We start from the raw sequence: 19,219 nt of genomic DNA on the forward strand, positions 1-19,219 counted from the left end.
TTGGACACACGGATGCATAGATTGACACAGGTCAGATGCACTTCTGACCTTGAGGTATACTCCGAACCCCATGTTCCAAGCTAGTTCAGAAAAAACGAGGCTATTCGCGAGGCAGTCTCGTTGTTTATGAAATAGCTTTCAGTGGCGTATCCTCCATCCATCTGCACAACATAGTCAGCGCACAATGCGATGAGTTCCAGGTCATGGGTAATGATGAGAGTTGTCTTCCCAAGATTGCAAAGCATCTTCAGTACTTGAGCGGTCTGGCGCATGTGGCGGTAGTCGAATCCACTTGTAGGCTCGTCGAAAATTAGTATCTCCTCATCTGCGGCTAGTGCGCTGGCAATGGCCACGCGCTGTTTCTGGCCACCTGAGAGTGCCATTGGATGTTGCTCCGAAAGGTCTTCCATATCCATGAGTTGAAGCGCCTTGTGTGCCTTTTTCTCGCGCAGATCTTTTGGGATTGCCCCTGGCACACTGATTAACACTTCTTCCAGCACACTGTCAGTGAATAGCTGGTGGTTCACGTCTTGCATGACCATGTAGCAGAAAGACAGCATCTTGCCAATGGGAATTTCTTTTCCGTCTAGGAACACTGTGCCTTTTGCTCGTCTGTTCAACCCGCAAAGCGTTCGTGCCAGCGTGCTCTTGCCGGCACCGTTCCGTCCAACTATGGCTGTGATGTGGCTTTGGGGGAATGCTAAGTCCGGAATATCTATACCGAGCGTGCCTGAGTAATGGAAACAGACATCCTCGAGCCTTATCATGGGGGCTCTACTCGTGCTTCGGGTGGGGAAGGAAACAGAGCCTAGATCTGTCGTCCGAAGACCCATCCCCGCACATTCCCTAGTGGTCATCGCGGCGAATACATCCGCGTCCAGCGACTGGATAATCTCTCCATCGCGGAAGACTAGCACACGATCGGCAAGTCCTTTCAAAAAGAAGAGTCGGTGCTCTGCAATGATGACCGTCTTGCCCTGCTCCTTCCATAGGGCGAGCGTCTTTCGCAGTGCCTTGATGCTCTCCATATCCAAGTTGGACGACGGCTCGTCCAGTACAATTACGTCGCTGCCTGCTACAGCTACGCTACCGCAGGCAATCTTCTGCTTCTCGCCGCCAGACAGTGCGAACATATTCCGTCTCAACAGCGGTTTTAGGTCGAGTAGCTCGGCTGTATTAGCAATGTTATGTTTAATTTGCTTTGGGTCTCGTCCCTGGTTTTCTGCGGCGAAGGCCAATTCACTCGTGGTATCTACATTGAAGAACTGGTTGCGAGGGTTTTGGAAGACGCTGCCCACGCGTTTGGCCGTCTCGTAGAGGGGCTGTGCGGTAACGTTTTTGCCCGCCAGCAGAACCTCGCCTTTCAGATTTCCCTCGAAGTAATGGGGAATGAGCCCGTTGACTAGTCGACAGGCAGTTGTTTTCCCACAGCCCGAGTTGCCAGTGAGGACAACGAACTCACCAGTTTGGATGGACAGGCTCACGTCTTTCAGGGCCGAACGCATCCGAACGCTTCCGTCCGAGTCCGTTACACGATAGGCATAATAGACGTCTTTGAACTCGATCATGTCAAGTCACCACAAACAGAACTAGTACTGCTATGAGCAGTGTCAGCAGGATATAGTCGCGTGCGCGGAAGCCGACCTCGCAGATGTGTGTGCGTCTCACGCTGCCGCCGAGCCCCTTAGTCAATGCTGCCTGCGAGAGCTCGTCGGCGATACGCACGGTACTCATCATGACGGGGACTAGTTCGTACTCTATGCGCTTCACGAAACCTGAATGCATACCGGTAACCTGCCGCATCCGCATAGCATCGGTGATGGCGCTATTCTCTTCGGCGATTGTTGGAAAGAAACGGAACATCACTGATAAGGGAATCGTCACTGTAGACGGTATGCGCATACGTTCCATAGCGGCGATGAACTCGGCAACAGTGGTGCTCTGCATCACACAGTACCCCATCACGATGGGTGCAAGGAATCGTGAGATAAGCCCACCTAATATCATGACAATCATGTTGAGTGCACCGCTGGTTAGTCGGAAGGCTGCACCCTCCATTAATAATGCGAAGACATAGAGCGCTGTGTAAACTGCAGCGAACTGCCAACGTTGGAGTGCCAAGAGCCCGAGCAGCGGCAGGATGCAACAGACTAGACGCAGCCAGAAGTCGATACCGACGATGCTGCCATCAATCATCACGGAACTTACGGTCAGAATGGCGAGCAGTCCAACCCTGGGATCCAGAAGCGAACGCTCGCCAGTGATTTGGAATGTACTTAACTCAGCCTGCATCAGGCCATGCCCGCCTTCCTGAAGTGCTTCTTCAGTACTGCTGAGCCCATAAGACCGCCGATAATGCCGCCCACAAAGCACAGCGCGATCAATACGAACAACGCCCAATCTGGTGTGAGGCTGGCAAGGGTGTCTACGTAGGCTTGACCGTAGCTACTGACAAGGCCGGCAAGGTAGTTGTCGCGATAGCTGAAGAACAAGGGTAGCGCCATGCCTATCATCCACAAGGAAAGAATGCCAGAAGAGAGTACACAGGATTTCACACTCTTGTATTGGCCAGCCTTAAGGATCAGGTCGGCGCACAATCCAGCAGCAATTGCGATGAAGAGTACCGGCCAAGGTCGTCCCATCACCAGCTCCAGCAGGCCTAGGATAAGTGCCATGATGGTTACCATGCCAAATTTCTTCGCCCTTGTGAGGAAGAGCATATACGGGATTCCCGCAACGATGGGGCAGATGGCAGGAAGAAGAACCAACAGGATTGGGATATACCCGATGAAGCTGACGACGAAAAACACCATGAAGTAGAGTGAGGTGAACACGCCAATATTGATGAGGTCCTTTACGGCAAGTTTGTTGTTTTCTTCCATGTTTTTCCTCCTTTTGCTTATTTGTCCATGAAACTACGCATGGAAGCTCTTTTTTGGACCATGTCCGCGTAGATGCCGCCTTGCGTTATGAGCGTCTCGTGGCCCCCGCGCTCGACGATTTGTCCGTCGTTCACCACCAGAATCTGGTCAGCACCAGCGATTGTGTGTAGGCGGTGAGCGATGACCAGCACGGTCTTGTTATTCACGAGCTCAGATATTGCATCCTGGATGTACCTCTCGTTATCCGCGTCTACGCTGGCTGTGGCCTCGTCCAAGACGACGATGGGGGCGTCCTTGAGAATGCAACGCGCAATGGAGATGCGCTGCTGCTCACCGCCGGAAAGTGACATGCCGCCCTCGCCGACCATTGTGTTGAAGCCTTGTGGCAGTGCCATGATAAAGTCGTAGCATCGGGCCTTCTTTGCAGCCGTGTACACTTCTTCTTTTGAGGCGTCCGTGCGACCCATGGCGATGTTGTTATATATCGTGTCTTGGAACAAGTAGACCCGCTGGAATACCATGCTGATATTGTCCATTACCTGGGCAAGCGGTACCTCGCGGATGTTCTTACCGCGAAGTCGTATACTGCCTTCTCGCACATCCCAGAAGCGAGCGAGAAGGCTGGCGATGGTTGATTTTCCGCCGCCAGAGGGTCCGACGAGTGCCGTCATGGTGTTACGTTGCGCTACAAAACTGATTTTGTGAAGGACATCTTTGTTGTCGTAGGCAAAGCTGACGTCCTCAAACTCGATTTCTGGTGAGCCGTTGGCTGGGATTGCCTTGTTGCCGCTGTCCGAAAGCTCTGGTTCAGCAAATATTGCCTCAATGCGATCTAAGCAGGCGTCCATCACGGTGAGCCGAGCTACCTGCCCGTAAAAGGCTTTGAGCGGCCTGAACAGCTCGAACACAAACAGCAGCATACCGATGAAGAAAGCAAGCGATAGAGATTCTCTTTGGTATAGCAGCCACATGGCGCCGAGCATTGTGGCGCTGCCAATCCCGCAGGTAAGGTTGAGCGCCTTCGCCCACGGTTTGAAATCGAATTCGAAGCTCAAGTTCTTGTCGCATGATGCTTGGAAGCTTTCCGTTAACTCCTTAGACTTCTCACCCAGCATGTTGTAGGTCTTGATGATGCCCATGCCCTCAGTGAAGTCGATGACAGCCTCGGTGAGCTGCTGACTTGTTTCTTGGCGCTCGTTGGAGTGTATCAGCGTATTCTTCTTCATAGCCTCACCGATGCAAAACACGATGCTGGTGATGAGCAGGCCAAGCAACCCTAGCCGCCAATCGAAGACGAACAGGAACAGGATGAAAATGACAGCGGAAAAGATGTAACTCATCAAGTCGGCCAGTACCATCATCAGGTTCTCTTCGATAAAGTTCATATCAGTGGAAAGAACGGAGCTTATACGTCCGATGTTGCCCTCCGTGAAGAAGCCCATAGGCATCTTCCGTAGGTGTTCACCTAGCTTTAGGCGCATGTTTGCAAAAATCTCGAAGCCGGCTGCGGACTGGAGCCGATCGGCGATGTTTTGGAACATGCACTGCAATGCGATGCAGGTTACGATCGCGATGCCCGCCCAGAGGCAGCTCATGTTCGTGACGGTGTTATTTAAAAAGCCCATGATCAGGAAGAACATAACCACGATGGGCGCTTTGCCCAGAAGTGCCTTCAAGAAAGAGCACACGGCGGCCCCGTAGATCCTCCTGCGCAAGTCCTGCGCAACCTTCAGGATTCTGCTGATGAATGCGATCATGCCCTTACCTCCCATGCGGCGCTCTCCTGCGCAGCCGCCCACAGGCGTCGGTATTCCTCCGAAGCGTCCAGCAGCTCTTCGTGCGTGCCTTGCGCATCTATGGTGCCGTCTTTTAGCACAACTATCTTGTTCGCCCCTGTAATGGTGTGCAACCGGTGGGCGATGACCAACACAGTCTTGCCCTTTATAATCTCGGAGATGGCGGCGTTCATCTTCTCCTCGTTTTCCGGGTCGATGAATGCAGTTGCCTCGTCCAGCACGATGACCGGAGAATCCTTCAGTAATGCCCGCGCGAGAGAGATGCGCTGTCGCTCGCCGCCGGATAACATCTTTCCACCATCGCCTGCGGGCGTGTCGATTCCTTGGGAAAGACGCGCAAGGAACTCATCGCATTGTGCACGGTGGGCAGCTTCTAACACCTCCTCACGGCTGGCCTCAGGTCGGCCAATGAGGATGTTCTCGTACAGACTGGTGTTGAACAGGAACTGCTCCTGAGAAACGTAGGAGATCTGATCGTTCAGTGCCTCGATGCGCATGTCGGTTAGGTCCTGCTCGCCCAGTGTGATGCGCCCGCTGTCAAGGTCGTAGAAGTGTACCAGCAGCTTTGCCAGGGTGGATTTCCCGCTGCCGCTCTCGCCTACAAGTGCCGTCATGGTGCCTTCATTCAGTTCCAGGTTGATGCCATGGATGACCTCGGTATCCTTGTAGGTGAAGTGCACGTTCTCGAAACGGATATCGTGGTTTGCGCCCTCAAAGCTGCGCTCGGATTGCTTGAGCGCAGGATGCTCAATGAGCTTCTCCAGCTCGTCGATCTTGTAGTTGAGTTGCGGGAACTTACCGCCGAAGCTCATGGCCTTCAGCAGTGGTGACCCCACTGCAAACGACATGCACACAACTAGGATGAGGTTGGCCAGCGTGCTCCAGCCCTGTAACACAAACCAAGCACCGACGGGAATCGTGAACAGTGCCACACAAGGGATGATGCTGGAATAGAGCGCCATCCAGGGCCAGCAGACCTTGTACCACGCCAGCGTGAAGTCGCGGTAGCTCGTGATGTCGGTCTTAAAGCGCTTATAGCTTTCGCCGTCGCGGTTGAAGATCTTTACGACCTCCATGCCGTTGATGTACTCGATGATGGTGTTGTTCATCTTTGCTGCTGAGCCGTAGTAGGCGTCCATGCGACTCATGCCCGCCTTGTACATCATGCCCATGGCCAGCAGGCCCAACGGCAGGGAGGCGATGCATAGCAGGGCAAGTTTCCAGTCCACGAAGAACATGGCTAAAATCACAATAACTGGTACGAGCAAGTTTCCGATGCCTTCGGGAATGGCGTGCGCAAGCAAGATCTCGATGGTTTCGATGTCATCGGTGAACATCTTTTTGATGCGTCCGTTGCCTAGTTCACGAATGGTGCCAAGCGGCTGCATCTCCAGCTTTTGCTGCAGGATGGTGCGGATATTCTTCAACGTGTTATAGGCACAGATATGGGAATATTCAAGGCCTTTCACATACAGTACCGCGTTGCCCGCCAGACACACCGCTGTACACGTCACTATTAGCAGCACGTATCCCATTTCCAGCGATTGTCCTGCGATTAGTGGAACAAGGATTTGATACAGGAAGAAGTATGGGACGACGCCCAACACGATGGCGATGCAGACGCACGCCACTGCCTTGTATGTGTAGCCCATGTATCCTTCCATGTATGGTCGGACTTTTTCAAACACTGAATCACCTCTCTTAGTTAGATTTATCTAACTCGATAGATAAAAAATAAACCCTTCTTCATCAGGCCTTCGGCTCCGAAAAGCCAAGGGCGCGATGCCAATCGATGAATTGGATGGTCAGCTGACAGTGGAGCCGGATTTCCTCGTCGGTGAAATCATGTATGAAAGGTTCGAACATCGTGCTCCAGAATGCGGTTGTCAGCACGTGAAGTTCCCGCGGAGTGATGCCGACTCTGACAAGGCTGCGATCTGCTGCTGCTTGATAACACTTGTAGGTTTCCGCGCATACTTTTTCGACAAGTTCGTGTTGGAAGTCCTGATAGCGCGTTCCCTCCGAGCACTTGACGAGCAGTGTGAAGCCATCTTTTCGGGCGATCATGAATTCGAACCACCAGTCCATATAGCCTTCGGTTAGCGTCCACATGTCGTAGAGCTGATCATCTGTCATTGTGGAGTAATTGATGCTCTTGGATGCAATGACCGCGTCGATATCGTCCACGGTAGGCTGCACCAGTGCTTGGAAAAGGTCTTCTTTTCCACCGTAACGCTTGTACAACGCTCCCGTTGTGACGCCAGCCTTCGCGCAAATTCTACGCAGAGATGCGTTAAGGAAACCCTTTTCTAGAAATTCTTCTTTTGCACTCTCCTTAATCATTGGATCAATTGCTTTATCGAAGGTTGCCATACTGCTCCTATGTGCAGATTTCAAGGGTGATAACATTGTTATCACAGTAAGTTAATGCTTGCTAACTTACATGTCAACCATGATTTTCTTGCGGCATTACGTTGGGACTGTTTGGGCGTTGGACGATATACAGTCTCTTTCGAAATGAAGTCATGACGCGCTGCTGAGTAGGTGACGAGGCAAGATAAGAGGGTCTTTTCATGGCAACTGCTTGCTGCAGCTGCCCGAATATCTTTCTATCCGCTAAAGTATTCAAGAATGTATTTGCAAGAGAAGAGGCTTACATGACTCAAACTACCCAGACACCTAAGTTCTCGAGCGCGCATTTTATTGGTATCGGCGGCGCAGGCATGAGTGGTATTGCGCTTGTTCTTTTTCAGCGGGGTTGCAAGGTTACAGGTTCGGATCTCAAGAATTCGCGTTACGTGCGTGACCTAGAGCATGCAGGTATTGATGTTCGCATTGGTCATCAAGCAGCAACTATTGACGAGCTCAAGCCCGATGTGGTTGTTATTTCTACCGCAATCCCCGAGACCAATCCCGAGCTTGCTCGCGCGCGCGAGCTGGGTATTACCGTCTGGCGTCGCGCTCAGATGCTTTCTGCGTTAGGAGAGGGTGCAAAGACGATTGCCGTTGCTGGCACCCATGGAAAGACCACCACAAGCTCTCTGGTGGCTACGGCTCTTGATCATCTAGGTTGTGACCCTTCCTTCCTCATTGGTGGCATCGTTGAGGAATATGGCACCAATGGTCGCAATGGTTCTGGCGGCTACTTTGTTTGCGAAGCAGACGAGTCTGACGGCTCTTTCCTCTTTCTCAATCCCAATGTGGTTGTTGTAACCAATATTGAGGCTGACCACCTCGATCACTACGGTACGCTCGAGAATATCGAGAAGACCTTTTGTCAGTTCATGGACTTGGTAGGCAAAGAAGGCGCCATTATCATCTTTGGTGACAATCCCCACTATGTTGAGCTCGCCAAGTCTACAGGTCGTAAGGTTGTGACCTATGGTTTTGGCGAAAATGTTGACTATCGTTGTGTGCCCAGTGAGGCTCAGCGAGGTTTGCAGAGTTACTTTGATGTGGTCTGCCCTAGTGGTGTGACATTGCACTCTGGTCTGCATGCCAATCCAGGTAAACATAACATGGCAAATGCGACAGCGGCACTGGCTGTAGCAGGTGTTTTGAATCTTGATCTTGAAAAGGCAGCTGCATCTGTAGCCGAGTTCAGAGGTGCTCACCGTCGTTTTACTCATGTAGGCGATGCAGCAGGTATCACTGTGGTTGATGATTATGGACATCACCCCACTGAGATTGAGGCTACTCTTACGGCTGCTTCCAAACTTGACTTTGAACGTGTTGTCTGCGTTTTTCAGCCGCATCGCTACAGCAGGACTCAGGCGCTGGCTAGTGAATTTGGCACTGCTTTTGATAATGCTGATGTGCTCGTAGTTACTGACGTTTTCTCTGCTGGTGAAATGCCAATTCCTGGTGTTTCGGGCAAGACGGTTGCCAATTCGGTCAAGGGCAATGGGCATGTTCAACAGGTAGAATATCAGCCTAGTCGCCGTAAGCTTATTTCCCAGCTTGTCCAACTATGTCGTCCGGGTGATTTGGTGATTACTCAGGGTGCAGGCGATATCACTCAGGTGGGGCCAGCTTTGCTTGATGCTCTGCGAGAGCGTGATATGGAAGGGACAACCGAGGGCGAGTGAGCGTATTTAATGCCTATATAGCCCTTCTGGGGAAGATAAATGGTGAGGTCAAGCGAGACGTGCCTTTGTCTCGCTTGACTTCTCTGCGCATTGGTGGTGCGGCAGCGCTTTATGTTGCCCCACGTGACTATGCGGCACTTTCACGTACGATAGAAGTGCTAGGCACTCAGAAACTGCCTTGGGTTATTTTAGGTCGTGGGTCATCAATACTTGCTTCTGATGAGGGCTATCGTGGTTGCGTTATTGTCCTGACAGGTGAGTTTGACGAGCTTAGTGTAGATGGTTCAACTGGCATTGTGACTGCGGGCGCCGCCACGCGTCTGGGTAAAACCTGTTCGGCTGCCCTTACAGCAGGACTTTCTGGTATGGAGTTTCTCGCAGGTATTCCTGGTAGCGTAGGCGGGACACTCTCAATGAATGTAGGTACTGAGCGTTGCTGGCTTAATAGTATCGTGCATGATGTAGTGAGCTTTAAGCCTGGTGGGGGGCTTGTTCGTCGCCAAGCCGTAGAGATTGATTGGGGCCGTCGTTGGTGCTCTTTGCCAGCAGATGAGATTATCCTTGAAGTTAGTTTTTCTTTGCAGCCAGCTAAGGCAGAGACGATTGCTCAGGAGATGGAAACTCATCTTGCTGAGCGCAGAATTTTACCTTTAGGTGCTCAGAGTTGTGGGGCGCTTTTTGTAGAACCACACGCTGCTTCGGTACATGAATTGGTGCGGCGCTGTGGTTTGCGCGGAGCTCGTGAAGGTGGCGCACAGCTGCATCCCAGCCAAGCAAATTATGTGGTCAATCGCGGTGGAGCGTGCACTGCTGATGTACTTGCTTTGATGAATCGTGTACATAGTGAAGTCTTGGCGTATAGTTCCGTTGATTTACGTTCCGAGGTTAAGCTCCTCGGTTTTGAGGTATAGGGGAGTCACGCATGGCTCAAGACAACACACCCAAAAAGCCAACTCCTCGCAAGCCTACCCCGCGAAGCAAAGCTTCTGTGACTGTGGGTCGCAAGAAGAGTGCACCTAAGCTTTCGGTACCTGCTAGCAGTACAGGTTCACGCCTACCTAAAGTGGGCAAGCGTTCTGCTCAAACAGGGCGCCTACAAACCCCTTCGACGGCAGTTGCGGCGGCTCCTAAAAAGAAGCAAATCTTTGCCGCCCCATCTCCTGCCGTACGCCGCAAGCAGCGTCAGTCAGCAACACAGCCTGATGAGGGTACGCGGCATACACCAACCCTCAAGGGTGTAGCCATTGCGGTTATTGTAGTGGCCACGCTCGCTGTTATCGCTGTTATTGCGCTTACCATCCTCTCACATACAGCCGTCTTTACTATTAACAATGTGGTTGCGACCTCTAGTGAGCATGTCTCTGATAGCAGTATCGTGCGCCTTGCTCAAGTAGAAGAGGGAGCAACGCTGCTCAATCTTGACGCTGACAAAATTGAGGAAAACATCAAGCGTAATCCTTGGGTTGCTGAGGTACATCTGTCGCGCGTCTTTCCTTCGACCCTAAAGATTACAGTGACCGAGCATAAGGTAAGAGCCTTGGTCATTATGAATGGCAGCGAGGTTGTGTGGTGTTTGGGCGACGGTGGTGTGTGGTTAGAACCCATCTCGGTCAAAGCTGAGAGCGGTGAAAGTTTCAAGGCCGCTGTACTCAAAAAGGCTCAGAGTATGGGAGCTCTGCTTATTGCAGATTCACCTGCAAAGCTCAATCCGCGTGCTGGCTCTAAGGCCACAGCCGAGAGTCTGCAAGCTGCTATCAAATTTGAGGAAGGCTTTACCGAAGAGCTTTCAAAGCAGATCTTGAGCTATTCTGCACCGTCTGCAGCGAGCGTGAGTTGTACGCTCAAGTCAGGCGTTACTGTTTCTTTGGGTAAGGCAACAGATATTACTGCCAAGGAATCAGTTATCTTGGCTTTGCTCAAAAAGCATGCGGGCAAGATTACCTATATCAATGTCCGCGTAGCAAGTAATCCGTCATATCGCATGGTTGACTCGGATAATGTCCAAGAGGGAACTGGAGCCTTAGGTGAAGGCGCCAGTGCTGATGACTCTGTCATTGCAGCAAATTCCAGTGGGTCAAAGACTCAGGATGATGCGAGCTCTGATGAGGGTAGTAGTGATGTGTCTGATGAGAGTGGCCAGAGCCCTGAAGGCGACAATGACAACTCTCAAGCAGATTCAAGTTCCACAGATGAGTCAAGTCCTGAAGCTTAAAGTATCTACCTTGAGACTTTTGGCACATTTGCAGCTAAAGGATTTAAGAGTCCACGTTAAGACTGGACAGATGGTTAAATAAGCCGCTTTTTCCTGCAATTTCCACAATTCAAAAATTTTACTTGACGTGACTCCGTGCATGTGCAAATATAACGCGCTTTAGAACAAACATCGAGGTCAACTTGAGGTTTAGGGTTTCTCGAGCTTTTCTAAAGTGCGTTCTGCCGCGCAAGCGGCGATGCACGGAGGCGCGGCAGAAAGAAGTACTACATGGCAAAAAACAGGAATGTACGTAAACGCAACACACATGCAATACAGGCACAGACGCACCAAAGAGTCGCACAACAAGCAACAGGAGGTCCTACCATGACGAACGACGATAACCTCAACAATTACCTTGCAGTCATCAAGGTGGTTGGCGTCGGCGGCGGCGGCACGAACGCTGTCAACCGCATGATCGAAGAGGGAATTCGTGGTGTCGAGTTCGTGGCCATCAACACGGACGCACAGCAGCTTGCCATTTCCGATGCTGACATCAAGGTCCACATTGGATCCGATTTAACCAAGGGTCTGGGTGCTGGTGCTCGCCCTGAGGTTGGTGCTGAGGCTGCTGAGGATTCTCATGATGAGATCAAGGCTGCACTTGCTGGCTCCGATATGGTCTTTATTACAGCCGGCGAGGGTGGCGGCACAGGCACGGGAGCCGCTCCCGTTGTTGCCGATATTGCAAAAAATGATCTGGGCGCTTTGACCGTTGGCGTTGTAACTCGTCCCTTTACCTTTGAGGGTCGTAAGCGTTCTGCTAATGCCGTTGACGGCATCGAGCAGCTTTCTGAGAATGTCGATACCCTCATTGTTATCCCCAACGATCGCCTTCTCGATCTTTCTGAGAAGAAGACCACGATGCTTGAGGCGTTCCACATGGCAGATGATGTCCTCTGCCAAGGTACCCAGGGTATTACCGACCTCATTACTGTTCCCGGTTTGATTAACCTCGACTTTGCAGATGTCACCACCATCATGAAGGGCGCTGGCACCGCAATGATGGGTATCGGTACTGCTTCCGGTGACAATCGTGCAGTCGACGCTGCCGAAGAGGCCATTTCCAGCCGTCTGCTTGAGAGCTCTATTGATGGCGCTACTCGCGTCCTGCTTTCCATTGCTGGCAACAAGGACTTGGGTATCCAAGAGATTAATGATGCTGCAGACGTTGTCGCTAAAAATGTTGACCCTGAGGCCAACATCATCTTTGGTACCGTTGTTGACGAGAGCCTTGGCGATCAGGTTCGTGTGACCGTTATCGCTACTGGTTTTGATGGTGGCAATGTCCAGGAGAAGCTGCCTGAGATGAATGTTGACCGTAGGTCTTCTCGCTCAAGCCGTCCTGCCACTTCTAGCTCTCGCAGTACTCAGAACACCACCCGCAACTCCACTCCTCAGCAGTCGGGCAATGACAAAGCTTTTGACATTCCCGATTTCCTCAGGAACAGCCGCATCTAGTATGCAAGCGCCGACTCTTTCCCGTCACGAGTCGTATGGTGTGACCCTGCTTGGCGATTTTGCTCGTCCTGGCGGGGTCACGCTTGCATTTACGGAACGCACAGGTGGCCGTTCACTGTCTCCCTTTGCTTCTCTTAACTTGGGGGATGCCTGTGGCGACGAGCCAGAGGTAGTGAACGCCAATCGCAGGCTTGCTCTTGAGGCATTGGGCTGTGAAGACTATGCAAATAAACTCATCAATCCTCATCAGGTACATGGTGATCATTTAGTTGTTTTGAGTGAGAAGGATAACGAAGCGTGGTCTGCAGCTTTTGCCGAGGCGCGAGCCGGTGCTGATGGCGTCATCTGTACCGTACCCAATGTGCCCGTTTTGCTTTGCTTTGCTGACTGTGTGCCTGTCATTCTCGTGTGTTCAGGTGGCTTTGCAGTAGTGCATTCAGGTTGGCGAGGAAGTATTGCGCGTATCTCCCAAAAAGCGGTATCTGTGCTCTGCGCAAAGACGGGAGTGTGTCCCCGCGAAATCAATGCGTACGTGGGTCCGCATATTGGACGGATGGACTATGAGGTGTCCGCTGATTTGGCTAAGCGTTTTATAGGTGAGTTTGGTGAGGCAGCGGCGGCTGACGTGCGCCATTTGGATTTGGGCTTTGCCGTGCGTGCGGCTTTGCTTGATGGGGGAGTTATTCCTGAGCGCATTGTTAGTGTTGAGGAATCAACAGCGAGTACGACAGGTCGCTTCTTTTCGTATCGCGCCGAGCACGGTCACTGTGGCCGCCATGGTGCACTAGCTTTTATGGCTGCAGAATAGCTTTTGTAGAGGAGGGAAGTGTAATGAATCCGCTTATCGATCAGAGTTACCGTGCGTCTGAGGATTACGAAACCTTCCTCATTGCGCGTCGTGCTGAAATCGTAGAGCGTATCGAGGCTGCTGCTCGACGTGTTAATAGAGATGTGGCCGAGATTTCTTCCATTGCTGTCTCAAAAACGGTTGATGTGCCTCAGCTTGTCTCAGCATATATGGCGGGCTATGAATGCTTTGGTGAAAACCGTCCACAAGAGCTCAGGCGCAAATTGGGACTGCTGGCAGATGTGCCTGGCCTGCCGCGTCAGCGCTTTCATATGATTGGCAACCTGCAAAAAAACAAAATCAATCAGGTGCTGGATTGTGATGTTGAGCTTGTGCATTCAGTGTCGTCTCTTGAGCTGGCTCGTGCGATTTCTAAGCGTGCACAAGCTCGGGACAAGCAGGTTGCTATTTTGCTTGAAGTTAACGTATCTGGTGAGCAATCCAAGTCGGGAATGACAGTGGTTGAGGCGCTGATGTGCGCCAATGAAATCGCAGCTCTACCTGCGCTTTCGCTTGAAGGCTTGATGACCATGGCACCGGCAGGAAATAGAGACGAGGCGCGGCAGACTTTCTCGGGTCTACGTGAACTTCGTGATCACCTGCATAAGGTGACAGGGTTGCCTTTAGAGATACTTTCTTGTGGTATGAGCGGTGATTTTGAGATTGCCGTGGAAGAAGGGGCGACCCTGTTGAGATTGGGTCGTGTGGTGTTTAGCCCTGACTTTCATTTGGAATAGTGGGGCAGAGTGGGTACGACCGTCTTGTTTGAGACGTGCTATATGAGTGAATGAGTGAAATTTGCGGCTTGCCGCGTGGAAGAAGGAGTAGGCGATGGGTTTTCTAGACAACTTGAGGGATAAATTCCAGCAGAACCGCGGTGACGAATATTACGATGATCAGGATTACGATGATGGTTACTACGACGATGAGCCCGAAGAGAATACCTCCGAGCACGTAGGTTTGCTTGGCAACTCTCGTCGTCCTGAGCCCGAGAGCGTCTCGGTTTATACTCGCTCTGGTCGTCCTGTTGCAGGAGGTGCCCCCGCTCAGACCGCGCCAGGCTATGGTGACTATCGCAGCGAAGAGCGTAGTGTGACGCCTCGCTCCCATCGTCCCTACGATGAGGACAGTTATGCAGCTCCTACGAGCCGTGACTATGGCATGGATGATAGTAGTGCCAGCAGCAATGTGACTCCTGGCGATTTGGGCGGCAGGACTATTGCTCGTCCGAGCTCTAGCGTACTTCCTCCCTATGTACTCAAGCCTGCAGCGTATGACGATGTTCAGATGGTTGTTCGTCGTGTCCGTACCAACCAGCCCGTTGTGCTGGTTTTCCGTAATACCAATATTGAGGCCGCCAAGCGTATCTTGGACTTCTGCTTTGGGTTGGCCTGTGGTTTGGGCGGTGCCGTTCAGGAATTGGGCGACCGCGTTTTTGTTGTCCTGCCTGCTGGTATTGAGCTCTCTGATTCTGATATCGAGAAACTTGTCAACGACGGCGACTTGGTGAAGTAGCATGTCTCAGCTCGATTTTTCACTTGGGGTTATAGGCGCTGGCTCTATGGGCGCAGCTATTGTGCGTGGCCTGCTGGAAGCGGGAGCACTACCCGCTGAGCGCGTTTTTGTCTGCAACCCTGGTGAAGCAAAGCGTGCAGTTTTTGCTCAGCTTGGCTGCCCTGTGTATGCTGATGCTGCAGATCTTATGGCGGCTGATACCGATGTGGTTATTCTTGCGGTTAAGCCACAAGTGTTACCCGCCGTTATGGCCGAGATTGCCGATAGTGTGGCAGGGCGCTTGCTTGTTTCTATTGCGGCGGGTGTTCCTCTTGCCGTGCTAGAAGCAGCGCTACCTGGTGCGCGGGTACTACGCGTGATGCCCAATTTGCCCATTCAGGTGCGTTCAGGTGCCTCTGCACTCTGTGTGGGTACTTCTGCGACCTCAACTGACGTTGCGCGCGTCTCAGCTATTTTTGAGACGTTGGGCGCCTGTGCACAGATGAGCGAAGTACAGCTTAATGTCGAGGGTGCCGTCGTAGGTTGTAGTCCTGCTTTCTTTGCTTTGGTGATTGACGCGTTTACGCGTGCAGGCGTGCGCGCGGGACTTCCTGCGACGTCATGTCGAGAAATGTTGATTTCTACAATGGAAGGTGTTGCTCGTCAGTTGAGAGAAGGGGAAGAGCATCCCCGTGCATACATGGAAAAAGTGACATCTCCCGGTGGTACAACTGCTGAGGGTTTGCGGGCTCTGGAGCCAGCATTGGTTGAAGGCGCGTATACTGCTGTCGATGCAGCTCTTGCGCGCACGCGAGAGTTGGCTGGATAAGGAGCGCGAATGTTTGCATTTATTTCTTTTTTGATGAGAGTGCTTGATTTTTATGAACTGCTCATCGTTGTGTGGGTTATTTTAAGCTGGATTCCTCTGTCGGGTGATGGCATTATCGGTGACGTGGCAGGGGCGCTCGATAGGATTGTCCGCCCATATGTGGATATCTTTAGGCGTTTTATGCCAGTTGTGGGAGGCTTGGATTTTTCTCCCGTTATTGCGATGGTTATTCTCGAGGTCGTCAAACGCGGTCTTGTGGGTATACTCATATAAGCTTATGAGCATGAGTTTTGTGCTTGTGGGCAGACGTGGGCTTTGCTTGCTTTGTGCGGTATTCAATCCGAGCATGCCCAAGTGTACATGGCAATGTGCATTCGAGTAAAATTGCTGATAGTTTGCCTTGTAAGGCATGTATAGATGAAAGGGATAGAGATGGCAATCACACCAGCCGACATCGAACAACTTACCTTCTCTCCGTCTAAGAATGGTTATGACACCGAGGAGGTTGACGCTTTCCTCGATACACTTTCTGCTGAGCTTGACGCTATGCTGCAAAAGATTGCAGACCTCAAGTCTCGCCTGACCAACGCTGAGTCCCAGCTTGGTGCATCCCAGGCACAGGTTTCCGAGCTGCAGATTCAGCTTGAGAATGCTAATGTCGCCGCTGCCAATGCGGCTGCAGCTCCGGCTCCCGCCCCTGCACTCAATGCACTTGCTGCTTCCGAGAGTCAGATTTCCAAGGTCTTGATTGTGGCTCAGCAGAGCGCAGATAAACTGGTTGCTGATGCTCGTGAAAACGCTGAGTCCATTCGCAATGAGGCCGATCAAAAGGCTCGTGAGGTTATTCGTCAGGCACTTGCTGAGAAGCAGGCCGAGCTTGATGAGATTGATCGTCTCAAGCAGTCCCGTGAGGACTTCCGTGGCGAGTACAAGAAGCTTTTGCAGCACTTCATGGATGACGCTGACTCTGTCTTTCCTGCACGTGCGCTGCCCAACCCCAACGGTAGCGTTGCCGCACCTGTAGCTGCGCCTGTGGTTGCGCCCGTCGCGACTCCTGCCGCCGCTCCTCAGGATGCTGGTGCAACTGTACTTACCAGCAGCATTGGTGCCGCTACCCCTGTGACCTCTGCTGATGATTTCAACGACCTCGACTAGTTTTGGTTTTGACGTAGCGGTGTGGCAGCATTGATATTGTTGTCGCGCTGAAGCAGTTGTGTTGTCTGTGCTGTTGTGGCTACCAGCAGTAATGTCAACGTTCCGACCCCGTTTCTACGGGGTCGTTTCATTTTTGTAGCTCTGCTTCTCCAATCATCATTGTTTTGCTTGCCAAACGCCACACCTTCTTTCAAGCAGCACGGCCCTGCTTGCCAAAAGCCACGTTCTGCTTCAGATTGCACGGCTCCGCTTGCCAAACGCTACGGATTCTTTCAGTTGGAGCAGCCCTACGTGCCAAACGCCACGTTCTGTTTCAGAAAAAATGTCAAAAGCCACATATCTCTTCATTGCCATCGACGTTTGCGCAGGTAAATTTTTTGGACATGAAGAGATGCGTGGCTTTTGGCTAAAAAAGTGAAGTAGAACGTGGCTTTTGGCATTCGGTATGAAGCAGAACGAAGTTACGTGGCTTTGGAGTTGGGTGAGGAATCGTGAATCCTTTTAGAGTCGATGTGTGGTGCCACAAGCTTTTAGAGTCGATGTGTGGTGCCACAAACTGGCATAAGAATTAGGAACCTCGGGCGAGATGAGAGCGTGTGACAAGAAGAAATGCGAAGTGGGCCGATGAGCCGGGTTCTGTCGTGGACAATCATTTATCTACGAACGCCATTACTGGCGTTCTCTAGCACGCTACCCGAGCGCGGTGCGGGCAACACCATGGCGCTCCTATATGCGCTTGCTCCGGAAGGGGCTTGCCAAGCCACCCAGTTGCCCGAGTGCTGGTGGTCTCTTACACCACCGTTTCAGCTTTTCTCTCACTCGCCGAGGCGAGCAGCGGGAGTCTTCTTTTCTGCGGCGCTTTCCGTCGGGTCACCCCGCCTGGCTGTTAGCCAGCTTCCTGCCCTGTGGAGCCCGGACTTTCCTCATGACAGCATTACCGTTGCCGGAAAGCTGCCCCGCGATTGTCTGACCCACTTCGCACGAGCGATGATACCACGCGCAAGGGTGTTACTGCTGTGCAATTATTCACCTGCAGCTAGAGCATACAAATGCGCGAGATGATTAAGAGACGTTACAAAGCAGTTGTGTCCTGAGTTCTGAAATTTTTGGTCCCGGCCTCTATAAGTTATGATGAGTAAGTGCCGATGTGCACCGATCAGCGATTGTGTATGAAAGGGACTGGGAAGATGAGCCTCTTGGATAAATTTCGTAAGACAAATGCGGCAGAAAAGCCCGAGACGATTGCGTTGCAGCTTGCTCCAAATACTGTTGTGGCACCTTGTTCGGGTAAGGGTGTATTGATGGCAGACCTGCCCGATCCAGTTTTTGCGAGTGGAGTTATGGGAGCGTCTTATGGCATTGAACCTGTGGGTGATGTGCTGTATGCACCAGTTACAGGTACGGTGACTGCAACAACTCCCACCTTACATGCGCTCGGACTTGAAAGCGATGATGGGGTAGAGGTTCTGCTTCATATTGGTGTGGATACAGTGACCCTACGAGGCGATGGCTTTGAGTCTTTTGTCTCTCAAGGGCAGCATGTCATTGCAGGTGAGGCACTGATGCGTTTTGATCGCAATAAAGTTAAGGCAGCGGGTTTTGCAGATACCATTATTACTGTTGTCACCAATTCTTATGATTTTGCGCAGGTAGATACCATTGAAGCGCATGATGTTGAGGTTGGGCAGACGATTATACATATCACTCGAGCCGAGGCATAAATGTCGCCTATGTCACGGTCATCATATTTGACTTTGCCTTCTGGGCGAGAACTCAATTCCGAACTCATTGATAAGCGGAGTCGTTTTATTGCTCAGCTCGTTCATGTGGACAACGAACGTGCTGCTGACGAGTTTGTTGAGCAGATCCGCGCACGTCATCACGATGCGCGCCACCATGTACCCGCGTGGATATTATCCGATGGTAGGGAGCGTTGTTCGGATGATGGAGAGCCGCGAGGTACGGGTGGCATGCCAGTGCTAGAGGTACTGCGTGGTGCAGGTTTGGTAGATGCGTGCTGTGTGGTAACTCGCTATTTTGGTGGTACGTTGCTGGGGCCGGGCGGTTTGATGCGTGCTTATTCTGGGGCAACTAATCAAGTGGTTCAGCGGGCGCGCGAGGAAGATGCGATTGTCGAGATGACACTGGTAACCCCTGTGACCTGTGTTATTCCCTATGCGGTTTACGGACGAGTAGAACGTCTTGTTCAAGATAATGGTGGCAAAATTCGCGACAGCATTTTTATGGAAGATGTGCAGCTCAATTGCGTATTTCGTGCGGGAGATGAGATAGCATTTATCGAAGCAATGCGTGAGCTTGCAGCAGGGGATGAGCTTTGTAGTGTTGGCGAGTCTCGCTTTGCCGAGTTTTAGCCTTCAGATGCCGAACGATAGAGTGCCAATATGATTCAATTTCT

Annotated in this window: 18 protein-coding genes and 1 other RNA gene; 12 read left to right on the top strand and 7 right to left on the bottom strand. The window is 51.8% G+C overall.

Features of this window, described 5'->3' with window-relative positions; all coding sequences use genetic code 11:
• Positions 1 to 80 precede the first annotated feature (80 nt).
• The 6 genes from ACO5JD_RS00565 to ACO5JD_RS00590 form a co-directional block, all read right to left on the bottom strand.
• The gene (locus ACO5JD_RS00565) at positions 81 to 1,568 is read right to left on the bottom strand and encodes an ABC transporter ATP-binding protein (RefSeq protein ID WP_021626013.1); all 1,488 of its coding nucleotides are present in this window, start codon (positions 1,566 to 1,568) and stop codon (positions 81 to 83) included.
• Position 1,569: 1 nt separating this feature from the next.
• Positions 1,570 to 2,292 (bottom strand): energy-coupling factor transporter transmembrane component T, encoded by a 723-nt coding sequence (locus ACO5JD_RS00570; protein ID WP_021626014.1) that lies wholly within the window; start codon positions 2,290 to 2,292, stop codon positions 1,570 to 1,572.
• Positions 2,292 to 2,882 carry an MptD family putative ECF transporter S component gene (locus ACO5JD_RS00575; RefSeq protein ID WP_021626015.1) on the bottom strand — a complete coding sequence of 197 codons (591 nt, stop codon included), beginning with the start codon at positions 2,880 to 2,882 and terminating at the stop codon, positions 2,292 to 2,294. The genes ACO5JD_RS00570 and ACO5JD_RS00575 overlap by 1 nt, the downstream gene beginning before the upstream one ends.
• Before the next feature lie 17 nt (positions 2,883 to 2,899).
• Positions 2,900 to 4,639 carry an ABC transporter ATP-binding protein gene (locus ACO5JD_RS00580; protein ID WP_484986969.1) on the bottom strand — a complete coding sequence of 580 codons (1,740 nt, stop codon included), beginning with the start codon at positions 4,637 to 4,639 and terminating at the stop codon, positions 2,900 to 2,902.
• Entirely contained in the window at positions 4,636 to 6,366 is a 1,731-nt protein-coding gene (locus ACO5JD_RS00585) for an ABC transporter ATP-binding protein (protein ID WP_484986971.1), read from the bottom strand. The genes ACO5JD_RS00580 and ACO5JD_RS00585 overlap by 4 nt, the downstream gene beginning before the upstream one ends.
• 61 nt (positions 6,367 to 6,427) lie before the next feature.
• Positions 6,428 to 7,051: a TetR/AcrR family transcriptional regulator gene (locus ACO5JD_RS00590; RefSeq protein ID WP_484986973.1), complete on the bottom strand. Its 624-nt coding sequence runs from the start codon at positions 7,049 to 7,051 to the stop codon at positions 6,428 to 6,430.
• A 284-nt stretch (positions 7,052 to 7,335) separates the two neighbouring features.
• Between ACO5JD_RS00590 and murC the strand changes: the two genes are divergently transcribed.
• The 10 genes from murC (at position 7,336) to ACO5JD_RS00640 (ending at position 16,803) form a co-directional block, all read left to right on the top strand.
• A complete protein-coding gene (gene murC / locus ACO5JD_RS00595; protein WP_484986975.1) occupies positions 7,336 to 8,766 on the top strand; it encodes a UDP-N-acetylmuramate--L-alanine ligase in 1,431 nt (476 codons plus the stop codon).
• Positions 8,763 to 9,677, top strand: coding sequence for a UDP-N-acetylmuramate dehydrogenase (gene murB / locus ACO5JD_RS00600; protein ID WP_484986977.1), 915 nt, complete (start codon positions 8,763 to 8,765; stop codon positions 9,675 to 9,677). Before murC ends, murB begins: the two co-directional genes overlap by 4 nt.
• A gap of 11 nt (positions 9,678 to 9,688) precedes the next feature.
• Complete coding sequence (locus ACO5JD_RS00605; RefSeq protein ID WP_021626021.1) at positions 9,689 to 10,978, top strand: cell division protein FtsQ/DivIB; 1,290 nt, start codon at positions 9,689 to 9,691, stop codon at positions 10,976 to 10,978.
• A 366-nt stretch (positions 10,979 to 11,344) separates the two neighbouring features.
• Positions 11,345 to 12,478, top strand: a complete 1,134-nt coding sequence (gene ftsZ / locus ACO5JD_RS00610; protein ID WP_035438487.1) for a cell division protein FtsZ — start codon at positions 11,345 to 11,347, stop codon at positions 12,476 to 12,478.
• Position 12,479: 1 nt separating this feature from the next.
• On the top strand, positions 12,480 to 13,286 hold the full coding sequence (locus ACO5JD_RS00615) for a purine nucleoside phosphorylase YfiH/LACC1 family protein (protein WP_021626023.1): 807 nt from the start codon (positions 12,480 to 12,482) through the stop codon (positions 13,284 to 13,286).
• Between the two features lie 23 nt (positions 13,287 to 13,309).
• Positions 13,310 to 14,062, top strand: coding sequence for a YggS family pyridoxal phosphate-dependent enzyme (locus ACO5JD_RS00620; RefSeq protein ID WP_021626024.1), 753 nt, complete (start codon positions 13,310 to 13,312; stop codon positions 14,060 to 14,062).
• 94 nt (positions 14,063 to 14,156) lie between these two features.
• A complete protein-coding gene (locus ACO5JD_RS00625) occupies positions 14,157 to 14,840 on the top strand; it encodes a cell division protein SepF (protein ID WP_021626025.1) in 684 nt (227 codons plus the stop codon).
• Between the two features lies 1 nt (position 14,841).
• On the top strand, positions 14,842 to 15,648 hold the full coding sequence (gene proC, locus ACO5JD_RS00630; protein WP_021626026.1) for a pyrroline-5-carboxylate reductase: 807 nt from the start codon (positions 14,842 to 14,844) through the stop codon (positions 15,646 to 15,648).
• Positions 15,649 to 15,657: 9 nt separating this feature from the next.
• Positions 15,658 to 15,921 carry a YggT family protein gene (locus ACO5JD_RS00635; RefSeq protein ID WP_021626027.1) on the top strand — a complete coding sequence of 88 codons (264 nt, stop codon included), beginning with the start codon at positions 15,658 to 15,660 and terminating at the stop codon, positions 15,919 to 15,921.
• A gap of 159 nt (positions 15,922 to 16,080) precedes the next feature.
• A complete protein-coding gene (locus ACO5JD_RS00640; RefSeq protein ID WP_484986979.1) occupies positions 16,081 to 16,803 on the top strand; it encodes a DivIVA domain-containing protein in 723 nt (240 codons plus the stop codon).
• A gap of 609 nt (positions 16,804 to 17,412) precedes the next feature.
• Here the strand turns inward: ACO5JD_RS00640 and rnpB are convergent.
• Positions 17,413 to 17,781: RNase P RNA component class A (gene rnpB / locus ACO5JD_RS00645), an RNA gene on the bottom strand.
• Positions 17,782 to 17,990: 209 nt separating this feature from the next.
• Between rnpB and ACO5JD_RS00650 the strand changes: the two genes are divergently transcribed.
• Together ACO5JD_RS00650 and ACO5JD_RS00655 are read left to right on the top strand one after the other, a co-directional pair.
• Positions 17,991 to 18,524 (top strand): PTS sugar transporter subunit IIA, encoded by a 534-nt coding sequence (locus ACO5JD_RS00650; protein WP_035438489.1) that lies wholly within the window; start codon positions 17,991 to 17,993, stop codon positions 18,522 to 18,524.
• A 9-nt stretch (positions 18,525 to 18,533) separates the two neighbouring features.
• Entirely contained in the window at positions 18,534 to 19,175 is a 642-nt protein-coding gene (locus ACO5JD_RS00655) for an IMPACT family protein (protein WP_035438582.1), read from the top strand.
• The last annotated feature ends 44 nt before the right edge of the window (positions 19,176 to 19,219 follow it).

It is taken from the genome of Olegusella sp. (genome assembly GCF_057238325.1).